The organism is Pandoraea aquatica (genome assembly GCF_902459565.1).
Taxonomy (GTDB): Bacteria; Pseudomonadota; Gammaproteobacteria; order Burkholderiales; family Burkholderiaceae; genus Pandoraea; species Pandoraea aquatica.
Map to the genome: position 1 here is coordinate 650913 of NZ_CABPSN010000002.1, position 20047 is coordinate 670959.

At 63.3% G+C, this 20047-nt stretch carries 21 protein-coding genes; 7 read left to right on the forward strand and 14 right to left on the reverse strand.

The features are described from left to right. Window positions 1-109 precede the first annotated feature (109 nt). From PAQ31011_RS08515 to PAQ31011_RS08560, 10 genes are all read right to left on the reverse strand, one after another. Window positions 110-442 (reverse strand): PsiF family protein, encoded by a 333-nt coding sequence (locus tag PAQ31011_RS08515; protein WP_150575388.1) that lies wholly within the window; start codon window positions 440-442, stop codon window positions 110-112. A gap of 182 nt (window positions 443-624) precedes the next feature. Then, window positions 625-1590: an HPr(Ser) kinase/phosphatase gene (hprK, locus tag PAQ31011_RS08520; protein WP_039395509.1), complete on the reverse strand. Its 966-nt coding sequence runs from the start codon at window positions 1588-1590 to the stop codon at window positions 625-627. A gap of 90 nt (window positions 1591-1680) precedes the next feature. After that, window positions 1681-2136: a PTS IIA-like nitrogen regulatory protein PtsN gene (gene ptsN / locus PAQ31011_RS08525; RefSeq protein ID WP_150575389.1), complete on the reverse strand. Its 456-nt coding sequence runs from the start codon at window positions 2134-2136 to the stop codon at window positions 1681-1683. Window positions 2137-2372: 236 nt separating this feature from the next. Next, window positions 2373-2729 carry a ribosome hibernation-promoting factor, HPF/YfiA family gene (gene hpf / locus PAQ31011_RS08530; RefSeq protein ID WP_039395515.1) on the reverse strand — a complete coding sequence of 119 codons (357 nt, stop codon included), beginning with the start codon at window positions 2727-2729 and terminating at the stop codon, window positions 2373-2375. 141 nt (window positions 2730-2870) lie between these two features. Continuing rightward, window positions 2871-4361, reverse strand: coding sequence for an RNA polymerase factor sigma-54 (locus PAQ31011_RS08535; RefSeq protein WP_150575390.1), 1491 nt, complete (start codon window positions 4359-4361; stop codon window positions 2871-2873). A gap of 93 nt (window positions 4362-4454) precedes the next feature. Then, the gene (gene lptB / locus PAQ31011_RS08540; protein WP_046293335.1) at window positions 4455-5225 is read right to left on the reverse strand and encodes an LPS export ABC transporter ATP-binding protein; all 771 of its coding nucleotides are present in this window, start codon (window positions 5223-5225) and stop codon (window positions 4455-4457) included. A 25-nt stretch (window positions 5226-5250) separates the two neighbouring features. Then, window positions 5251-5949, reverse strand: a complete 699-nt coding sequence (gene lptA / locus PAQ31011_RS08545; RefSeq protein WP_150575391.1) for a lipopolysaccharide transport periplasmic protein LptA — start codon at window positions 5947-5949, stop codon at window positions 5251-5253. Beyond that, entirely contained in the window at window positions 5946-6623 is a 678-nt protein-coding gene (gene lptC, locus PAQ31011_RS08550) for an LPS export ABC transporter periplasmic protein LptC (protein ID WP_150575392.1), read from the reverse strand. The genes lptA and lptC overlap by 4 nt, the downstream gene beginning before the upstream one ends. 24 nt (window positions 6624-6647) lie before the next feature. Continuing rightward, window positions 6648-7229, reverse strand: coding sequence for a KdsC family phosphatase (locus PAQ31011_RS08555; protein ID WP_150575393.1), 582 nt, complete (start codon window positions 7227-7229; stop codon window positions 6648-6650). A gap of 25 nt (window positions 7230-7254) precedes the next feature. Beyond that, window positions 7255-8235, reverse strand: a complete 981-nt coding sequence (locus PAQ31011_RS08560; RefSeq protein WP_039395525.1) for a KpsF/GutQ family sugar-phosphate isomerase — start codon at window positions 8233-8235, stop codon at window positions 7255-7257. A 215-nt stretch (window positions 8236-8450) separates the two neighbouring features. Here PAQ31011_RS08560 and PAQ31011_RS08565 point away from each other — a divergent pair, with 215 nt between their 5' ends. The 7 genes from PAQ31011_RS08565 to phnE all read left to right on the forward strand — a co-directional run bounded on the left by PAQ31011_RS08565 (window position 8451) and on the right by phnE (window position 16117). Further along, window positions 8451-10433: a monovalent cation:proton antiporter family protein gene (locus PAQ31011_RS08565; RefSeq protein ID WP_150575394.1), complete on the forward strand. Its 1983-nt coding sequence runs from the start codon at window positions 8451-8453 to the stop codon at window positions 10431-10433. 130 nt (window positions 10434-10563) lie between these two features. After that, the gene (locus PAQ31011_RS08570) at window positions 10564-11115 is read left to right on the forward strand and encodes an adenine phosphoribosyltransferase (RefSeq protein WP_084009576.1); all 552 of its coding nucleotides are present in this window, start codon (window positions 10564-10566) and stop codon (window positions 11113-11115) included. A gap of 86 nt (window positions 11116-11201) precedes the next feature. Next, a complete protein-coding gene (locus PAQ31011_RS08575; protein ID WP_150575395.1) occupies window positions 11202-11816 on the forward strand; it encodes a LysE family translocator in 615 nt (204 codons plus the stop codon). Between the two features lie 73 nt (window positions 11817-11889). Further along, on the forward strand, window positions 11890-12645 hold the full coding sequence (locus tag PAQ31011_RS08580; RefSeq protein WP_039395533.1) for a DeoR/GlpR family DNA-binding transcription regulator: 756 nt from the start codon (window positions 11890-11892) through the stop codon (window positions 12643-12645). A 616-nt stretch (window positions 12646-13261) separates the two neighbouring features. Beyond that, the gene (gene phnC / locus PAQ31011_RS08585; protein ID WP_150575396.1) at window positions 13262-14131 is read left to right on the forward strand and encodes a phosphonate ABC transporter ATP-binding protein; all 870 of its coding nucleotides are present in this window, start codon (window positions 13262-13264) and stop codon (window positions 14129-14131) included. Between the two features lie 27 nt (window positions 14132-14158). Beyond that, a complete protein-coding gene (gene phnD / locus PAQ31011_RS08590) occupies window positions 14159-15127 on the forward strand; it encodes a phosphonate ABC transporter substrate-binding protein (protein WP_150575397.1) in 969 nt (322 codons plus the stop codon). 183 nt (window positions 15128-15310) lie between these two features. Continuing rightward, entirely contained in the window at window positions 15311-16117 is an 807-nt protein-coding gene (gene phnE, locus PAQ31011_RS08595) for a phosphonate ABC transporter, permease protein PhnE (RefSeq protein WP_150575398.1), read from the forward strand. Between the two features lie 80 nt (window positions 16118-16197). Here phnE and PAQ31011_RS08600 read toward each other — a convergent pair whose 3' ends face one another. The 4 genes from PAQ31011_RS08600 to phnK all read right to left on the reverse strand — a co-directional run bounded on the left by PAQ31011_RS08600 (window position 16198) and on the right by phnK (window position 20038). Continuing rightward, entirely contained in the window at window positions 16198-17061 is an 864-nt protein-coding gene (locus tag PAQ31011_RS08600; RefSeq protein WP_150575399.1) for a hypothetical protein, read from the reverse strand. Window positions 17062-17286: 225 nt separating this feature from the next. Then, the gene (locus tag PAQ31011_RS08605; protein WP_150575400.1) at window positions 17287-18432 is read right to left on the reverse strand and encodes an alpha-D-ribose 1-methylphosphonate 5-triphosphate diphosphatase; all 1146 of its coding nucleotides are present in this window, start codon (window positions 18430-18432) and stop codon (window positions 17287-17289) included. A 17-nt stretch (window positions 18433-18449) separates the two neighbouring features. Beyond that, a complete protein-coding gene (gene phnL / locus PAQ31011_RS08610) occupies window positions 18450-19154 on the reverse strand; it encodes a phosphonate C-P lyase system protein PhnL (protein WP_246179489.1) in 705 nt (234 codons plus the stop codon). A gap of 80 nt (window positions 19155-19234) precedes the next feature. After that, window positions 19235-20038 (reverse strand): phosphonate C-P lyase system protein PhnK, encoded by an 804-nt coding sequence (gene phnK / locus PAQ31011_RS08615; RefSeq protein ID WP_217424849.1) that lies wholly within the window; start codon window positions 20036-20038, stop codon window positions 19235-19237. Window positions 20039-20047 lie beyond the last annotated feature (9 nt).

Genomic DNA, 20047 nt, shown 5'->3' on the forward strand with positions numbered 1-20047 from the left:
CAAAAACGCGGGCGCTTCTGCTGCTTTCGCTGCGTTTTCGAGAATCCCGATCCGCAAGCGAAAACGGCGCCCGCATGGGGCGCCGTCGGGTCAACGCTGGGCGTAAAACTTAGGCTGCCGGCGCGTTCGAGAGGCACGACTTCATGAACGCTTTGCGATCGTCGCCCTTCTTGCCGCTGGCTTGCGTATTGCAGGTCTTCATCTTTTCCTGCTGCGTCTGCTTGGCGGCCGGTGCGGCCCCGCCGGCGGACAGACACTGCTTCATGAAGGCCTTGCGGTCGTCACCCTTCTTGCCGGTCGCTTGCGAGTTGCAAGCCTTCATCTTGTCTTGTTGGGAGTTGGTCGCCTTGGGGGCAGATGCCGGGGCGGCGGCCGTTTGAGCGAACACGGGCGATGCGAGCAGCGGGGATACCAGAAGCAGTGCAGCGAGTGCTTTTTTCATGATCGTCTCTCCAAAAGGTCGTGACGCACGGGCACGGGGATGAACCGCGTTGCGATTACAACATGTTAGAAAACGCGCCGCAATCGCGCGGCGTTGACAGAAAAACGCAAAAGTAGCGGTATACCCGGAAGGTTTCGGCGGTTTCAGCGCTTTCAGGCCGCTGATTCACCGACGGCGCACGCTCAGAGCAATTTGCCCTGCATGCCGTCCGGGTCCTGCATGGCCTGGCGCTGACGCTCCATGAAGTCCTTGAGCGTATCGATCCCGCGCAGTTGCAGAATCGTGTTTCGCACGGCCGCTTCGACCAGCACGGCGAGGTTTCGCCCGGCGGCCACTTGCAGAATCACCTTGTTGATCGGCAGGCCCAGCACGTCGACCGTCTGCGCTTCGAGCGGCAGACGCTGGAATTCGCCATCGGGACGGCGCACCAGTTGCACGATCAGCTTGAGCTTCATCTTCCGGCGCACGGCCGTCTCACCGAAGATCGTCTTGATGTCGAGCAGACCGAGACCCCGCACTTCCAGCAGGTTTTGCAGCAGCGGCGGGCAGCGGCCTTCGACGAAATCAGGCCCGAGGCGCACGAAATCGACTGCATCGTCGGCCACCAGGCCGTGCCCACGGCTGATCAGCTCCAGACCGAGTTCGCTCTTGCCGAGGCCGGAGTCGCCGGTGAGCAGCACGCCCATGCCCAGAATGTCGATGAAAACGCCGTGCATCGTGCAACGCGGTGCGAAAACACGAGAAATGTACAGACGCAGGCTGTCGATGACCGAGGCGGTCGACAGCGGCGTGGTGAACAGCGGGGTGGAAGAGCGCGTACAGCGCAGCACCAGATCGGGCGGCGCTTCGAGGCCGTCGGCCACCACGAGGAACGGCGGTTCCAGCGCGATGACTTCGCCCATGTGGCGCTTGCGGTTTTCGTCCGTGAGACGCTGGTAGTAGCGCAGCTCGGCTTCGCCGAGCACCTGAATCCGGTTTGGGTGGATGAGGTTCAGGTGGCCTACGAGGTCGGCGCTGGAAGTCGCCGTGGCCACGCTTTCCGGCGTGAAGCCGCGCTCCCAACCTTCATGGCCCGTGAGCCACGACAGACGCAACGTCGCGGCGTTGTCGTCGAAAATGCTTTGCGCGTTGATGCCGGTCAGTTCCACCGCGTCGCCTCGTTCGGTTGGGTATGGGAGCTACGGAATTCGTGTGTGTTCGCGGCGATTCGTACCTGTGGGCAGACGACTCGGGACGACTCAGGGCTTCCAGTTCGTCAGCGCGGTATGCACATCCTTGGCGCTGGGCGCATTGATCAGGATACTGCGCATCTCGGGGTCCGAGAGCAACTGAGCAATTTCGGACAGGATTTCGAGATGCTGCTGCGTCGCCTGCTCGGGCACGAGCAACACGAACAGGAGGGAGACGGGCTGACCGTCGGGGGCTTCGAACGGAATGGCTTCTTCCAGGCGGATGAACGCGGCGGCCGGGACCTTCAGGCCCTTGATGCGTCCATGCGGAATCGCCACGCCTTCGCCAAGACCCGTCGAGCCGAGACGCTCACGGGCGAACAGATTGTCGGTTACCACTGCGCGAGAAAGCCCGGCATTGTTCTCGAAGAGGAGGCCGACCTGTTCGAACAGGCGCTTCTTGCTGGTAACGGACAGTCCAAGCAGGATGTTGGACTCGAGTATGAGTTTGGCTAAACGGTTCATCTTGTAATGCGGGCGAACGTTTAGTCGCCCTCCAACCCCCGATTGACCTCGCATTATAGACCACTCGCCGCCGCGCTCGCGGCAAGTCACGGAAGTGGGGCGAACCATACAAAAGGGGCCGTTCAACGGCCCCGCGGTGGGTGATGCCAGACTTACAACAGACGGATCTGCGCTCGGGTGGTTCCTTGCGGGTTTTCGTCAGTATCAGCCAATGCGATTACCACGCCTGAACGATGCTATTGCAGCGGTTCCGCCTCAGGGGGAAGTTCGTGGTGCTTGATGGCCTCGCGACCGTGATCCTGAACCTTGTCCTTGTACTGCATTACCTTGCGGTCGAGCATGTCGATCAGCTTGTCGATGGCGGCATACATATTCTCGTCACACTTTTCGACGAAAATTTCCTTGCCCTTGAGAAACACCGTGACGCTGGCGATCTGGCGTCCGCTCTTCTCCTTGGTCTTGTCGACAGAGAGGATCACCTCGGCACCGATTAGCTGATCGAAATGATTCAACACGCGGTTAAGCTTGTTGACGACAAATTCGCGCAGCGAGGGCGTGAGTTCGAGATGGTGTCCACTGATCTTCAGATTCATAGCTGCTCTCCTTGCTGAAATGCCGAAGTGCAGGCCGCGTCAACGTTGACGCTGGCTAGCGAGGGTGCGAGCCATTGACGTGACGCAATGTCGCACTGCGGCGTGATGCCCCAGCGGCCAACATGGCGCACCAGGACTGTCCTACAAAGATTTGCGCAAGTTCACTGCGGGGATTCGCATGGCCTCGCGGTACTTCGCGACAGTACGCCGCGCCACCACAAAACCTTGCTCTGCCAGCAGTTCCGCGATACGGCTATCGGAAAGGGGGCTCTGCGGGTCTTCTGCTCCTATCAGTTGCTTGATGAGTGCGCGGATAGCGGTCGATGACGCAGCGCCTCCGGCTTCCGTTGCCACGTGCGATCCGAAGAAGTACTTGAGCTCGAAGGTTCCAAATGGAGTGAGCATGTACTTACTCGTCGTCACCCGTGAAATCGTGGATTCATGTAAACCCAGCGTATCAGCAATCTCGCGTAAAACCAAGGGCCGCATGCCGATTTCGCCATGCGTGAAGAAGTTCTTTTGACGCTCGACAATGGCCTGCGCCACCCGCAGGATCGTGTCGAAGCGTTGCTGGATGTTCTTGATCAGCCAGCGTGCTTCCTGCAACTGCTGTTGGAGGTTGCCGGTTCCCGGATCGTTCCGGTTATTTCGGAGAATGCGCGCATACATCTCGTTGATGCGCAGGCGCGGCATCACTTCCGGATTCAGCTCCGCCGTCCACCCGCTACCCTGCTTGCGTACCAGCACGTCCGGCACGACATAGTCGGCCTGAGGTGAGCCGTACGCCGCGCCCGGGAAGGGATCCAGCGAGCGAATCAGTTGATGTGCGGCGCGCAGGCCGTCTTCGCCGACACCCAGCAGACGGCGCAGACGCGTGTAATCGCGCGCGGCCAGCAGTTCCAGGTGATCGGTGACGATGCGCAGCGAGAGCGTGCGCACACCGCTTGCGGGCAGTCGCTGGAGCTGTAGACGCAGGCACTCGGCCGGGCTGCGAGCGCCCACGCCCGCGGGGTCGAAGCTTTGCAGCAGCGCCAGTGCCGCGTTGATTTCTTCCGTTTCGAGCGCCAGCTCTTCGGGCATTTCGGCCTGAATTTCGTCGAGCAGGCTGCCGAGGTAGCCGTCTTCGTCCAGCGATTCGATCAGGAACTCCACCAACGCGCGGTCGCGCGGCGCGGCCTTGGTCAGGCGCAGCTGGGCCAGCAGATGTTCGCGGAGGTTGGGATGGTCGACGTGCAGTTGCGGACGCGCATTGTCGTCGTCGTCCGATGCGCTGCCGGAGCGGGCGAAGTCGTTCAGGCTCCAGTCGCTGCCGTTATCCGACGCGTTGTCGTCGAAGCGGGTCTCGCCGTCGAGTTCGCGCGCGTCGTCGTGGCCGTTGGCGGCCTCGGGACCGCTGTCGTTCGAACTGCTCGACGACGAACTCCGCTCGTTGCGCAGCGACCCGTCCGTGCCCACACGCACCGAACCGGCGAGCCAATCGTCCTCGCGCTCGAGCATCGGGTTCTGGGTGAGGGCGTGCTCGACTTCCTGTTGAAGTTCGAGCGTCGACAGTTGCAACAATCGGATCGATTGCTGCAACTGCGGCGTGAGGGTCAGGTGCTGCGAGGTGCGGAGTTGAAGAGTCGGTTTCATAGCGGTCTCGCCTTCATTGTAGAGGCTTTGTCACGCCAACGGAACCGTCCCTGACTCCTATCGGAGGCAGGGTTTACATGCGAAAAATCTGCTTTACATCCGGAAATTTTCGCCCAGATAGACGCGGCGGACGCTTTCGTCGGCGACGATCTGGTCAGGCGTGCCGGCGGCGAGCACCGAGCCTTCGCTGATGATGTACGCGTGATCGCAGATACCCAGCGTCTCGCGCACGTTGTGGTCGGTAATCAGGACACCGATGCCTCGGTCCTTGAGAAAGCGCACGATCCGCTGAATTTCCAGCACGGCGATCGGGTCGACGCCCGCGAACGGTTCGTCGAGCAAAATAAAGCGCGGCTGCGTAGCCAGGGCGCGCGCGATTTCCACGCGACGACGCTCACCGCCCGAGAGCGACATCGCCGGATTCTCGCGCAGATGGCCCACCTGAAGCTCATCGAGCAGGGCTTCGATGCGGCGTTCGATTTCGTCGCGCTTGAGGGGCTTGCCCTGCGCATCGACCTGCAATTCGAGCACGGCGCGAATGTTGTCTTCGACCGTGAGCTTGCGGAATACCGACGCTTCCTGCGGCAGATACGACACACCCATGCGGGCGCGCTCGTGGATCGGCAGTTCGCTGATGAGGTTGCCGTCGAGCTGGATTTCGCCGTCGTCGGCGGGCACCAGACCCACGATCATGTAGAACGACGTCGTCTTGCCCGCGCCGTTCGGGCCGAGCAGACCCACGACCTCGCCGCTCTTCACGTCGAGCGATACATCCTTGACGACGGTACGCGCGCCGTACTGCTTCTTGAGCGAGCGCACGACGAGCGCGCTGGGCTTGCCCACCGGGCCGGCGCCCGGGTTGATGGTCGAGGCGTTGCTATTGGCAGAATTACTCACGCGGATTCCCGATGTTCTTGGAAGGCGACAGCGGCGGCAGGTCGCCCTTGGGCGCCGCGGCCGGCTTGCTGGCCGCGCCCGGGGCCTGTGCTTGGGCGCCCGTGGCATTGCGCGGTGCGAGCGTGGCGCGTACGCGGCCGTTCGGATTGTTGGGGTTGACCTGATCGGCCCCGCTGTTGGCGGTGTAGACCTCATTGTAGGTGTCGTACGTGATCACGCTGCCGTGAATCTCGTCGAGCACCTTCGTGCCGCCGGCCAGACGCTTGAGCGTGGCTTGCGTGGTGAGCGTGGCGACTTCGGTCTTGCCGTTGTAATAGATGGTCTGGCCCCAGCCGTCGATGTACTCGTCCATGCCGTCGCGCTTCTGACGCATGTACGCGAGCGGGCCGCCCGGCTTGTAGTAAGCGGTGGCGTACTGATAGCCCTCCGGATCCTGAGTCACTTCGACGCGATCGGCCTTGAGGAGGATCGTCCCCTTGGTCATCGTCACGTTGCCGGTGAAGATGTTGACCTGCTTGAGGTCGTCATAGCTCATGTGGTCCGACTCGATGTTGAGCGGCTTGTCGCGGTCGGCGCGTTCGGCGTGGGCCAGCGGCGCGGCCAGCGCACCGAGAACGGCGAAGGCGGCGGCCAGCGCGCGAAGCGCACGCAGCGATACAGAGGCGGGTCGCAGTGAAAGGCGATCGGTCATGGGGTCTTGGAGCCCTGTGGAGTCTGAGATGGCGCGCGTGGAGCCGTAGGCGCTGCGGTCTGGCCGGACGGCGTCGGACGCTTGGCGCCCAGTTCCGCCGGCTGGATCGTGCCGTGAACATTGCCGAGCAATTGTACGGCGCGCGAGATGTTATTGAAAATCATGCCGTCGCCATACATCACGGACGATCCGCGGAACAGCTGAACCGGCAGTTCGGTGCGTACGATGTCTTCGTTCACGAGCACCTGGAAGTGCTCGGACAGGGCGCGCATTTCCGGATCGCGCGGCCCCGGCTGACGCACCACGACCGCGTCGTCGTACAGATCGACGATCGACATATCGGCGTTGAGCGTACCGCGCTTGCTCGTCGCGGTCACTTCGGGCTGATCGGGCGTGAAGGCGCGCACGGCCGGCATCGTCATGGCCGTGGTCTGGTCGTCTTCGAAGTGCGTCATGTGAACGGCGTTGACGCGGTACTGCGTCACCCCGTTGGGCGCGAGCATGGAGATCACCATGTCGTCGGCGTAGTAATCGGGAATGTGCTGCTTCACGTACGGCGCGCGGTCAGCGTCGGACGGCAGCGTGCGCTGCACGAGCCAGTACGTGCCGGCTGCGAGGCTTGCCAGGACAGCAATCGCGATCAGCGAAGCGGGCGAGACGCGTTGGATGGCCATGGGTGGATCGACTCTCCCGGCGCGTCAGGCAATGGCTTCGGCGAGCAGGGCGTCGTAACGTCCCTGCGCACGCAAGATGAAGTCGCACAACTCGCGTGCGGCACCTTCGCCGCCGCGCGTGCTCGCGATCCAGTGACAGCGTGTCTTCACTTCGATGTGCGCATTGGCCGGGCAGGCGGCAAAGCCCACGCGCGTGAGCACCGGCAGGTCGGGCCAGTCGTCGCCGATATGCCCGCAGACGTCGGCCGTCACGCCCACTTTGGCGCACAGGTCTTCGAACGCGGTGCGCTTGTCGTGCACGCCCTGATAGACGTGTGCGACGCGCAGATCCGCCGCGCGCTTGGCGACGATATCCGACTGGCGTCCCGTGATGATGGCGGTGACGATGCCGGCTTCGCCCAACAGCTTCAGACCATGACCATCGAGCGAATCGAAGGTCTTGATGACTTCACCCACCGGGCCATAGCGCAGACCGCCGTCGGTCAGCACGCCATCGACGTCGAACACCATGACGCGCAGACGCGCCGCGCGAAGCGTGGCGGCCGCTGCGTCGAAGGAGACGATGCCGGAGGGATTAGGGGAATTCGTTTGACTCTGATGACTCATTGGCGGACGGCTCTGGGCAGACAACTCACACGACCTTGGCGGCGAACAGGTCGTGGACGTTCAGCGCGCCGACCAGGCGGCCGTTTTCCGTCACGAGCAACTGCATGATGCCGAAGCGTTCCATCAGTTCGGCGGCTTCTGCGGCGAGCTTGTCCGGGTCGATGGTGCGTGGATCGGCCTTCATCACGTCGGCCAGCTTCAGCGAGGTGAAATCGAGTGTACGCTTGAACAAACGACGCAAGTCGCCGTCCGTAAAGATACCAACGACGCGATCGTCGGCATCTACGATGGCGGTCATGCCGAGACCCTTGGCGGTCATCTCGATCAGGGCGTCGGAGAGATTGGCGTCGGAGCGCACGCGCGGCACGGCGTCGCCAGTGCGCATGACATCGCGCACGAAGGTCAGCAACCGGCGGCCCAATGCGCCACCCGGATGCGAGCGGGCGAAGTCTTCTGCGCCGAAACCGCGTGCGTCGAGCAGCGTGACGGCAAGCGCGTCGCCGAGCGCGAGGGCAGCCGTGGTGCTGGCGGTGGGCGCGAGGCCCAGCGGGCAGGCTTCCTTCTCGACGTGCGCGTCGAGATGCACGTCGGACAGACGGCCAAGGCTCGATGCGGCGTTGCCGGTCATGGCGATGAGCTTCGCGCCGATGCGCTTGATCATCGGCAGGATGCTGACCAGCTCACCCGTTTCGCCGGAATTGGACAGGGCGACGACGACGTCGTCGGCCGTGATCATGCCCAAATCGCCGTGGCTGGCTTCTGCAGGGTGAACGAAGAATGCGGGGGTACCGGTGCTGGCGAACGTGGCGGCGAGTTTGCGGCCGATGTGGCCGGACTTGCCCATCCCGGTGACGACCACACGCCCGCGGCAGGCAAGCAGCAGCGAGACCGCTTCGAAGAAGCTGTCGTCGAGGTGCGCGGACACGCGTTCGATGGCGTCGGCTTCAGTGCGCAACACCTCCCGGGCGACCTCTAGTGCCCGGCCTGGATTGATTTTCGCTATCATGCGCGGAGTATATCAAAACGGACGTAGCGCCGAAGGACAGCCGCGCCACGTCTGGCCCCGCGCCCCGCTCAGCGCCATTCGGGACATCGCCTGAACCGGTTCGGTTTCCCGCCCTGTGCCGTTGCCCGGACGTAATCTGGCACGGCCCTTGCATGACATTGGCAAGACAACGCACCCCGCTCACCCGGAATCACTCAGGAAACCGACTCTAGCTGATGGCATCGCCGCTCGAACTCACTCTCGTCTTGTTGTTTGCCGCCTGCGTCGGGGTGGTGCTGTTTCGCATGCTCCACCTGCCGCCGATGCTGGGCTATCTCAGCGTGGGCATCGTCATCGGCCCGCATGCGCTGGGGCTGGCGGCCGATTCGCAGCGCGTGCAGTACCTCGCGGAGTTCGGCGTCGTTTTCCTGATGTTCTCCATCGGCATCGAATTCTCACTGCCCAAGCTCAAGAGCATGAGACGGGTGGTGCTCGGGCTCGGCGTCTCACAGGTCTTGGGGACGTTGCTCGTCGCCGTCGGGCTGGGTGCACTCGTCAACCTGTTCTGGTCCTTCTCGTGGCAGGCCTCGGTGGCGTTGGGCGGTGCGCTGGCCATGTCCTCGACAGCCATTGTCACCAAGATGCTCGCCGAGCGGCTCGAACTGGAGACGGAGCACGGGCGCAACATCATGGGCGTGCTGCTGTTCCAGGATCTGGCCGTGGTGCCGTTGCTGATTGTGATCTCCGCGCTCGGCGGTAACTCGAAGGCGCTCGTGCTGGCGCTCTCGCTGGCGGCGCTCAAGATTACCGGCGCGCTGGCGTTGCTGTTGTGGATTGGGCAGAAGCTGGTCGGGCGCTGGTTCCACATCGTGGCTGCGCGACGCTCGCAAGAGCTCTTCATGCTCAACCTGCTGTTGCTCACGCTGGGCCTCGCTTACATCACCGAGCATCTGGGGCTGTCGATGGCGCTGGGCGCGTTCATTGCGGGCATGCTGATTGCCGAGACGCCGTTTCGCCATCAGGTGGAAGACGACATCAAGCCGTTCCGCGACGTGCTGCTCGGCCTGTTCTTCATCACGACCGGCATGCTGCTCAATCCGGAGATCGTGCTCAAGCAGCCGTTGCTGGTCTTGCTGTTCTTCGTGGGGCCGCTGGTCGTCAAGTTCACGCTCATCGCGGGGCTGGCGCGTCTGTTCGGCAGCCCGCCGGGCACGGCGATCCGCACCGGGCTGGGGCTGGCGCAAGCGGGCGAATTCGGCTTCGTGCTGCTCAATCTCGTGATCGACCGGAGTCTGCTCGACCCGTCGCTCTCGCAGGCGGTGCTCGCGGGCATGTTGCTCTCGATGCTGTGCGCGCCGTTCCTCATCATCAACGCCGACCGCATTGCGCTGCGCTTCGTCGCCAACGAATGGATGATGCAGTCGTTGCAGATGACGAAGATTGCGACGCAGAGCATCAAGACATCGGGACACGTGATCATCTGCGGCTACGGCCGATGCGGCCAGAACCTCGCGCGCATGCTGGAGCAGGAGGGCATCGGCTACGTGGCGCTCGACCTCGATCCCGATCGCGTGATGGAGGCCGCAAGCTCCGGCGAGACCGTGGTGTTCGGCGACGCGGCCCGGCGCGAAGCGCTCGTCGCGGCGGGGATTCACCGGGCGGCGGGCATTGTGGTGACCTACGACAGCACGCCGGCGGCGCTCAAGGTGCTCGCACAGGTGCAGGCGCTGGAGCCGACGCTGCCTGTGGTCGTTCGCACCGTCGACGACACGCATATCGACGACCTCATCGCCGCGGGGGCCACCGAAGTCGTTCCGGAAATCGTGGAGGGCAGCCTGATGCTCGCCTCGCACGCGCTGGTACTGATGGGCGTGCCGATGCGCCGGGTGTTGCGTCGGGTGGCGCAGGCCCGAAACGAGCGCTACAGCCTGTTGCGCGGCTACTTCCACGGGCTGGACGACGAGGACGAAGGGGGCGAGCGCGAGCAGGTGCGTCTGCAATCGGTGCCGCTCACGCTCAATGCGGCGGCCGTGGGACGCACGCTCGGCGAGCTTCGGCTGGACAAACTCGGGGTGACGGTGACGGCCATCCGCCGACACGGCATTCGCGGCGTGGAGCCGGTGGCGGAGACGCGTCTGATGGCCGAGGACATTGTCGTGTTGCGCGGCTTGCCCGAAAAGCTGGTGGCGGCGGAAACGCGGTTGCTGGGGCACGAATAGCGCACGAATAGGGCACCCGCGAGGCACCAGCGGACGCCAAACCGGACGCAAAGTCCGACCGTCACAGGGAGGCCGGGCCTTTTTGGCATAATGTGGCGTGTTCCCTATCAGTACCGAAAGAAGGATCCCCGTGCAGATCGACGAGTCCCCTGCCGCCTATATCAAAAGCCAGATCCGCACCGTGCCGGACTGGCCCGCACCCGGCGTGCAGTTCCGCGACATCACCCCGTTGCTCAAGAACCCGCGCACTTTGCGGGTGCTCATCGATGTGTTCGTGCATCGCTACATGGCGCAACGCCCTGACTACATTGCAGGTCTGGATGCGCGCGGCTTCATCCTCGGCTCGATCCTCGCGTACGAGCTGAACATCGGCTTCATCCCCATTCGCAAGAAGGGCAAGCTGCCGTATCAGACGGTCGCCGAAGAGTACGAGCTGGAATACGGCAGTGCGACGGTCGAGATTCACGCCGACGCCTGCGGTCCCGGCGACCGCGTGCTGCTGATCGACGATCTCGTCGCCACCGGCGGCACGATGCTCGCGGGCAAGAAGCTGCTGGAGCGCCTTGGCGCGACGGTCATCGAGGGCGCGGCCATCGTCGACCTGCCGGAGCTGGGCGGATCGAAGCTGATTCGCGATGCGGGCCTGGACCTCTTCCTGCTGTGCTCGTTCGAAGGGCACTGAGCGCATTGAGCGCTCCGAGTCCACTAGGCCCACCAAGCCCACCAAGCGCACCGAACCATTTCTGACTTTCCGACCCGGACGCACCGATGCCCAATCTCTGGCTGTTCCTGCTGACCTCGGTGGCGATCACGCTTGCGCCCGGGCCCGACAACATGCAGGTGATCGCACGCGGTATTGCGCAGGGTCGCCGCGCGGGACTCGCTGCTGCCGCTGGTTTCACCTTCGGCTGTCTTTTCCATACGACGATTGCCGCAGTGGGTCTCGCGGCCGTGCTGCGCTCGTCGCCGTGGGCGTTCGAGACGATCAAGCTGCTCGGTGCGGCCTATCTCATCTGGATCGGCATCAAGGCGCTGCGCGCGCGCGGCGCACTGACACTGGCGAACGACACCGGGCCGCAGTCGCTCGGTGCCGTCTTCCGTCAGAGCGTGTTCGCGAACATGCTCAACCCGAAGGTCACGCTGTTCTTCCTCGTCTTCCTGCCGCAGTTCGTGAGTGCCGACGCCGCCCATCCGGGCTGGCAGATGGTGCTCCTCGGCCTCGTGTTCATGGCGCAGACCATCGTCGTGTTCAGCGCGTACGGCTGGTTTGCGGGCGTGCTGGGAACGTGGCTCAAGCGCCGTCCGGCGACGGGGCGCTGGCTCGATCGCGTGGCCGGTGCGATCTTCATCGGTCTGGGATTGCGTGTCGCGTTACAGGGGTAATGCACGACACGTGATGTTCGCGGTTTCGCGGACGTCGTCCCGTCATTCGTAGTCCAACTGATATTGCTCGATCATGCTTGCCGAACAACGCCAACAATACGTGCTCGAACAACTTGCCAAGACCGGGGCGCTGGCGATCAGCGATCTGGTGCGGGAGCTGGGTGTGTCGCGCGAGACCGTGCGACGCGACCTCAACACGCTCGCCGCGCGCGGCCTGCTGCTCATGACCCACGGCGGCGCGCTGGCCGCCGACCGGAGTGAGCCCGACTGGACGCTGCGTGAGAACGTCAACGCCGTTGGCAAGCGCGCCATCGGCGTGCGCGCCGCAGAGCTGGTGCCCGATGGCGCGTCGGTCATCATCGACTACGGCACGACCACGCGCGCCGTGGCGCAGGCGCTGCTCTCCAAACACCGTCTTCGCATCTACACCAACGACTGGCAGATCGCGCGTCTGCTCGGACGCCATCACGACAACCGCGTGACGCTGCTCGGCGGCGAGTTGCAAGACAACGAAGACGCCGTGCAGGGCTGGGATGCCATCAACCAGATCTCGCAATATCACGCCGACTTCGCATTCATCGGAGTGGGCGGCGTGACGGAAGACGGCGGCATCACCGATTTCAATCGCGCTGCGGCAGAGCTGCGCGCGCGTATGCTGCTGTGTGCGAACGTGTCGGCCGTCGTTGCAGACCACACCAAGTTCGGTCGCGTGACACCTGTACGTATCCGTCACTTCGAAGCGGCCCGCTATCTCATCAGCGACGCCGCCCCGCACAAGAGCATGCTGGCCCAGCTCCGCGCGCGCGGTCCGGAGTTGCTGATCGCCTGACCCGACGCCACGATCTCATCGATCCGCGCCTGCCGGATCGATGAGATCACCGATCCGTCCGCCCGGACAGGTCGTCTCTCGTCTTCCTCACATCCCTCATCCCGCTTGTCACCCCGACGGCAATTCGTCGAGACGTTTGCACACGTGTGCCTTAGGTCGCCACAGCACGCCACACGTCGCCAAGCTCCGTTTCGCTCCCTGAAAATCTTTGCCACCGAGCGCACGGCGAAGGGCTTGTCGTACGGCCTTGCGCGGTGGTTTTTCCTGCCGATACGTGTTCGTCAGGATGCCAAAAATATGTAGACAAAGTTGGCGGACGTCAGCGGCGACGCCCCTGCATCATGTCACCCATCCTGACGTCGTCAGCTTTTCTCCGACACATTGCGTCGCCCCGAAAACGTTGCCAAGCCATTGAGCGCATAAGGGTTTTGGGCGTTCGGAAAAAAGCTGATCGATTGTCACTGTCTTGTCATCGGGGCTTTTTAGACTGCGTTCACTTTTGGCACAAATTGCCACAAAACAGCTAGTCGAGCGATGCGGGCGACAACTCCTCACGGAGGACGTCGCGAGTCACAGAGCATCGGGGCCGACGGGCGAACTGACTCACAGGTGAACCGTGGACGAAGCGATTCGAATCGAGCGACTGACCAAGACCTTCGGGAGCCGCCGTGCACTCGACGAAGTGGCGCTCAAAGTCATGCCGGGCGAAATGATCGCCCTGATCGGGGCCTCCGGCTCGGGCAAGTCGACGCTGATGCGTCACATCGCAGGCTTCGTGCCGGCGGACCAGCAGCCCGGCAGCATCGAAATTCTCGGTCGTCCGATCCAGCGTGACGGCCGCATCGTGCGCGAAGTGCGTCAGATTCGTCGCGACATCGGTTTCGTCTTCCAGCAATTCAACCTGGTGGGCCGCCTGCCGGTCATCACCAACGTGCTCACCGGTCTGCTGGCCCGCGTGCCGCTGTGGCGCAGCCTGATGTTCCGTTTCACGACCGCTGAGCGTCAGGCCGCCCTCACGGCACTGGCCGAAGTCGGCATCGCCGATTTCGCCTTCCAGCGCGCCAGCACGCTCTCGGGCGGTCAACAGCAGCGCGCAGCACTCGCCCGCACGCTCGTGCAGGGCGCCAAGATTATTCTCGCGGACGAGCCGATTGCATCGCTCGATCCGGAGTCGGCACGCAAGGTCATGGACATGCTCGCGCGCATGAACCGCGATCACAAGCTGACGGTGGTCGTCTCGCTGCACCAGGTGGACGTTGCCATGCGCTACTGCGTGCGCACGGTGGCGCTGCATCAGGGCCGCGTGGTGTACGACGGCCCGTCCTCGGCGCTCACGCCGGATCTGCTACGTCGTCTGTACGGCGTGCAAGCAGGCGAACTGCTGAACGAAACCTCGGAAGACTCCGAAGCCTCGGCGACTGGCGAAGCAAGACCGGCCGACGCGGAAGCCCCATTCCTCACCTCGATGTCCCTAAGCCTCACTTAAGTCTTATCTGACCAGGAGCTTGCTCTCATGAAACTGTGGAAAACCCTGCTGGCCGGCGCGGCCATGATCGCCTCGGTAGCGGCGGCACACGCGCAGGAAATCAACTTCGGCATCATCTCGACGGACTCCAGCGCAGCCCTGCGCCAACGCTGGCAACCGCTGATCGACGATATGGAGAAGCAAACGGGCATCAAGGTGACGCCGTTCTTCGCCACCGACTATGCCGGCGTGATCGAAGGCATGCGCTTCAATAAGGTCCAGCTCGCATGGATGGGCAACAAGGGCGCGATGGAAGCCGTGGACCGCTCGCAAGGCGAAGTCTTCGCGAAGATCATGTACGCCGACGGCACCGAAGGCTACTACTCGCTGCTGATCTCGAACGCATCGAGCCCGTACAAGACGCTCGACGACGTGATCAAGAACGGCAAGAAGATCAACTTCGGTCTGGGCGATCCGACGTCGACGTCGGGCACGCTGGTGCCGGGTTACTACGTGTTCGCGAAGAACAACATCGACCCGCGCACGTACTTCAAGACGGCACGTAGCTCGAACCACGGCGCGAACCTGATGGCTGTGATCAACAACCAGGTCGACGTCGCGACGAACAACACGGAAGAGCTGAACAAGCTCGAAGCCACGCAGCCGGAGAAGGCCAAGCTGGTGCACGTGATCTGGAAGTCGCCGCTGATTCCGTCGGACCCGCTGCTGTGGCGCAAGGACCTGCCGGACGGCACGAAGAAGAAGATCCGCGACTTCTTCCTCTCCTACGGCAAGGACGCGCACGAGAAGGAAGTGCTGAAGAACATCTACAACTACGGCGGTTTCCGCGCGTCGTCGGATGCTCAGCTGCTGCCGATCCGTCAGCTCGAACTGTTCAAGCAGAAGGTGCAGCTTGAGTCGGACGCCAACATCGACGCCACCAAGAAGAAGACGCAACTGGCTGACCTCGACGGCAAGCTGGCCGCGCTCGACAAAGAGCTGAACAAGACGAAGTAAGTCGTTCGTAGCCGAAGTCATCGACCTACGCGTCGCTTCGTCACAGAGGCCCGTGCGCAGGTTGAAGCAGGTCGAAGCAAGACGATTCAAGCGATGGCGAACCCGATGTCGGGTTTGCCATCTCCCAAGCGGTCCGAATTTTCGCCGGTGGCAGCAACGCCGGTATGACACGTGGTACTCGACATGAACACCAGCGCATCAATCACTGCCAATGGCCGTCTGCCGGGCGAGCCGCCCAAGCGTTCGTGGCTGTCCCTGATCAGTTGGGGCATCTTCTTTCTGGTCCTGGTGTGGTCGTGGAGCGGTGCCGACATGCGCCCGCTCGACCTGATTCGCGATTCCGGCAACATGAGCCAGTTCGCGCACGATTTCTTCCCGCCCGACTTCCGCGACTGGCGCGTGTACGTCAACGAGATGCTCGTGACGATTCACATCGCGGTGTGGGGCACGGCACTCGCTGTCATCTGTTCGATTCCGATGGGTTTGCTCTCGGCGTCGAACATGGTGCCGGCGTGGGTGTATCAGCCGGTGCGTCGCGTGCTCGACGCGTGCCGAGCGATTAACGAAATGGTTTTCGCGATGCTCTTCATCGTGGCAGTGGGCTTGGGTCCGTTTGCCGGTGTGCTCGCACTGTGGGTGCACACGACGGGCACGCTCTCGAAGCTGTTCGCCGAGGCGGTCGAAGCGATCGATCCGCGTCCGGTGGAAGGCGTGCGTGCGACGGGCGCGCGTGCCATCGACGAAATCCTGTACGGCGTGCTGCCGCAGGTGATGCCGCTGTGGATCTCGTACACGCTGTACCGCTTCGAGTCGAACGTGCGTTCGGCGTCGGTGGTGGGTATGGTGGGCGCGGGCGGTATCGGCGTGGTGCTCTACGAAGTGATTCGCAGCTTCCAGTACGCGCAGACGTGCGCAGTGATGGTGATCATGGTGATCGTGGTGACGTGTATCGACGTCTTCTCGGCCCGCGTGCGCAAGATGGTGATCTGACGAAACCTCTGTTGGTGCAGTAGCAGTACGCAGTGTGGACGCTGTGGAAAAGAGAAAGGGCGCTTCGGCGCCCTTTTTCGTTATTTGCCGGGAGGGAGGATGTCTGTGGTGCCAAGGAGGAATCTCATCTGTGCCCAGGGACCCGGTCGCGGAATCATGTGCGCGTAAAGCTCTGCTTCGATGTGGATGTCGGTGAGTTCTCCGCTCTCATAGTGCCCGCTGTAGAACGCGGGCTCGAGCGTTGCTCTGAGTGGATTTACGCCCAGGTCGTCGGCTTTGAATTGACGCGCGGCGATCACTTTGCGGGTTCCGTTTTCGGTGTACCCGAAAACAAGAAAGCGGACGTTGGCTTCATGGAATGTCTCCATGTTTCTCACGCGATCAAGCGTGGCAACAAGACCATCTGGAAACGCATCCGGGTCCAGCGGTTCCCCAAATCCGAGACCTTCGTAGAGGATCGGCGAGATTTCGAGAAACGGATGGATGCGGAACGTGGTCGGTGGACTTGTGAAGGTTTCACCGTCCGGAAACACGGCATCGAAGTCCACAACGATGTGCTTACCGATGGCTGGCCAAAACCACCCGTTAGGCATCTCGATATAGACGTCGGGCGGAACGACATCGAAGTAGGTATAACGCGCCTCGTGGGTAGCCCCGTTCTCGATGGCCGCGCGCACGATGAACTCAGTACCGCTGGGTACGTGAGTTGCATCGACGATCGCGTAAAACGGCGCGCCATTTTCGAGACTCTCGGCGGGCATCAACATGCCCCAGGGCGGTACGTCGATGAGAATGTCCGGCAAAGCAGGCGGGTCAAATGCGTAAGAGATCAAGGGGGCCGTTAGAAGCTTGGGATCACCTTTGGTCTGAGGATCTCGTTTGTTCCAATGGTTCGAACGGTCCCAGCGCGATAAGAACGTTCCTCTGATTCTGCGAGATGTCATGACGATTCTCCTGTCAGATCGCCGAAAGCCGTCGTAACGCGATATCAGTCACCGTCGTCCGTTGAGGTACCTCGGCCACCTCAGTGTAGAAACGGCATCGCGCCCGCTTCAAGCTGTCAACCTTGACATTGACAAGTGCGACCAGATTGCCTATCGCTCGGAGGTAAAGGGAAAGGGCGCCGAAGCGCCCTTTCTTTCATCGAACCACAACAGCGATTCACACCATCAAGCGATCCGCTGTCCCACCATGTACGTCTCACGCGGGATCGGCGGCATGCCGGGGCGTACGGCCACGCGGACCATGTCGGCACGCAGACCCGGCTTGATGCCGCCGCGATCCGTCAGACCCGCCGACTGCGCCGGATTCCACGACACCGTGCGCATGGCCTTCGAGAGCGTCCAGCCGCAATCGGCGTGGTCGTTGTGCAACTGGAACGCCGCTTGCAGCAGGCTCGCCGGGACATAGTCCGACGACAGAATGTCGAGCACATCTGCGCGTGCCAGATCCGCCGCCGCGACATTGCCCGAATGCGAGCCGCCACGCACCACGTTCGGTGCGCCCATGATCACGCCAATCGACTTCTCGTGTGCCGCACGGGCAGCGACCAGCGTCGTCGGGAATTCCGACAGCGCCACGCCATCGCGCGCCGCTTCCTCCACGTGCTCGAGCGACGTGTCGTCGTGGCTCGCGAGCGGCAGGCCGCGCGCACGGCTCATCTCCACAATCGAGCGGCGATGCGGAATCGCATACTGCTCCTGCTGCGCCTTCAGATCGGCGAGCATGGCGTCCCATTGCGCGTCCGGCACCTTGCCGTTGCGCTCGTGATACTGACGGTGCAACACCGGGTCGTGCCACTGGCGCTGGCCCGGCGTGTGATCCATCACCGACACGAGACGCAGCAACGGGTGATCGCACATATCGGCGAACGTGTCGGCGGCGTCCTGCGTAGCGATTTCACAGCGCAGATGCAGGAAGTGATCCGCGCGGAACAGCCCCGCTTCGATGGTGTCGAGCAGCGCTTGTCCGCACTCGGCCTGAAGCTTGCGACTGCGCAGACCCGACGCGTCGCGCTCGCCGATCACCAGCGAGTCGAAGACCGTCGTGATACCGGCAGCGGCCACCTGCGCGTCGTGAATCGCGAATGCAGCGTGTGTGTTCCAGTACACGCCGGGACGCGGCGCAAGGTGCTTCTCCAGATTGTCGGTATGCAACTCGACAAGCCCCGGCACCAGATAGTCGCCTTCCCAGTCGATGGCTTCGGTGGACTGCGTCGTCCCTTCCTCCACAGCATGGATGAGACCCTCGCGGACCTCGACCACCCCGGTGAAGGTGGTGTCGGGCGTGACGATGCGAGCGTTCTTGATAAGCATGGACAGACTCCGGGGGATCAATGTGCGGGACGAAGCACAGGGCGCATGGCGAGCGTTCGCGTCGCCACCTCGTCGCGGGTCGCCTCGTCGTGGAAGATGCCCACGATGGCGCTCCCCGCTGCACGGGCTTCGGTAATCAGTTGCGAGACCACGGCGCGGTTCTGCGCGTCGAGCGACGCCGTCGGCTCGTCGAGCAGCAGCACAGGGGCTGCGGCAATCAGCCCGCGCGCGATGTTGATGCGCTGCTGTTCGCCGCCCGAGAACGTGGCCGGGGCGAGCGACCAGAGGCGCTCGGGGATGTTCAGCCGCGCGAGCAGATCGCGCGCACGACCTGCCGCGTCGGCGTCGCTGTGACCCAGACGTCGCAGCGGCTCCGCCACGATGTCGAGCGTGGTGACGCGCGGAATCACCCGCAGAAACTGGCTGACGTAGCCGAGCGTGGTACGACGCACGGAGAGCACTTCGCGGGCGGCGGCGGTCGTCAGATCGACCCAGCGCTCGCCATGACCGGCATCGTGACGAATCTCGATACGGCCTTCGCCCGCCAGATAGTTGCCGTACAGGCAGCGCAGCAGCGTGCTCTTGCCCGAGCCCGAAGGGCCGACGAGCGCCACGCATTCGCCGCGACGCACCGTGAGATCGACACCTTCGAGTGCCGGAATCGCCGCGCCGCCCTGCGCGTGCAGACGGAAGGTCTTGTGCAGACCTTGTGCGCGCAGCATGACGTCGTCTTCGCGCGTGCCGAGCGAGAGTGCCGCGCCGCCGAGCGACGTTGCAGACGTAGTAAGGTTCGTTCCGGAGTTCATACGGGCAGTACCGAGGAAACCAGCAGTTGCGTGTAGGGGTGTTGCGGATCGTCGAGGACCTGATCGGTCAGCCCGGCTTCGACCACGCGCCCCGCCTGCATGACGATCAGGCGATGCGCGATGAGTCGCGCCACCCCGATATCGTGCGTGACGATGATGGCGGCAAGATGAAGGCGCTCCACCAGCGAGCGCAGCAGGTCCAGAAGTCGCGCCTGCACCGAGACGTCGAGACCGGCGGTCGGCTCGTCCATGAATACGAGACGCGGTTCGGTCACGAGGTTGCGGGCGATTTGCAGACGTTGCTGCATGCCGCCGGAGAACGCGCCGGGCATCTCATCGACGCGTGCCGGATCGAGTTCGACCTGCGCCATCCAGTGACGCGCCTTCTCGCGGATATCGCCGAAGTGACGCGCACCGACCGCCATCAGACGGTCTCCGATGTTGCCGCCGGCCGACACGTTCATGCGCAGCCCGTCGCGCGGGTTTTGCTCGACGAACCCCCACTCGGTACGCAGCAGACGACGCTTGTGCGCTTCGTCCAGTGCGCTCAGGTCGTGCAGCACGCCGTCGGTGCCGCGATAGTGGAGTGAGCCGGCGTCGATCTCATGACGCAGTGCCAACGCGTTAAGCAACGTCGACTTGCCCGAGCCGGACTCGCCGACCACGCACACGACTTCGCCCGGCCACAGATCGAAGCTCACGTCGGCGCAGCCGATGCGCTCGCCATAGTGTTTGCCCAGTCCCGCCACGCGCAGCAGCGGTTCGTCCAGGGGAGCCGAGTGGCGTTCGACGGGTTGCATGGAATCCAT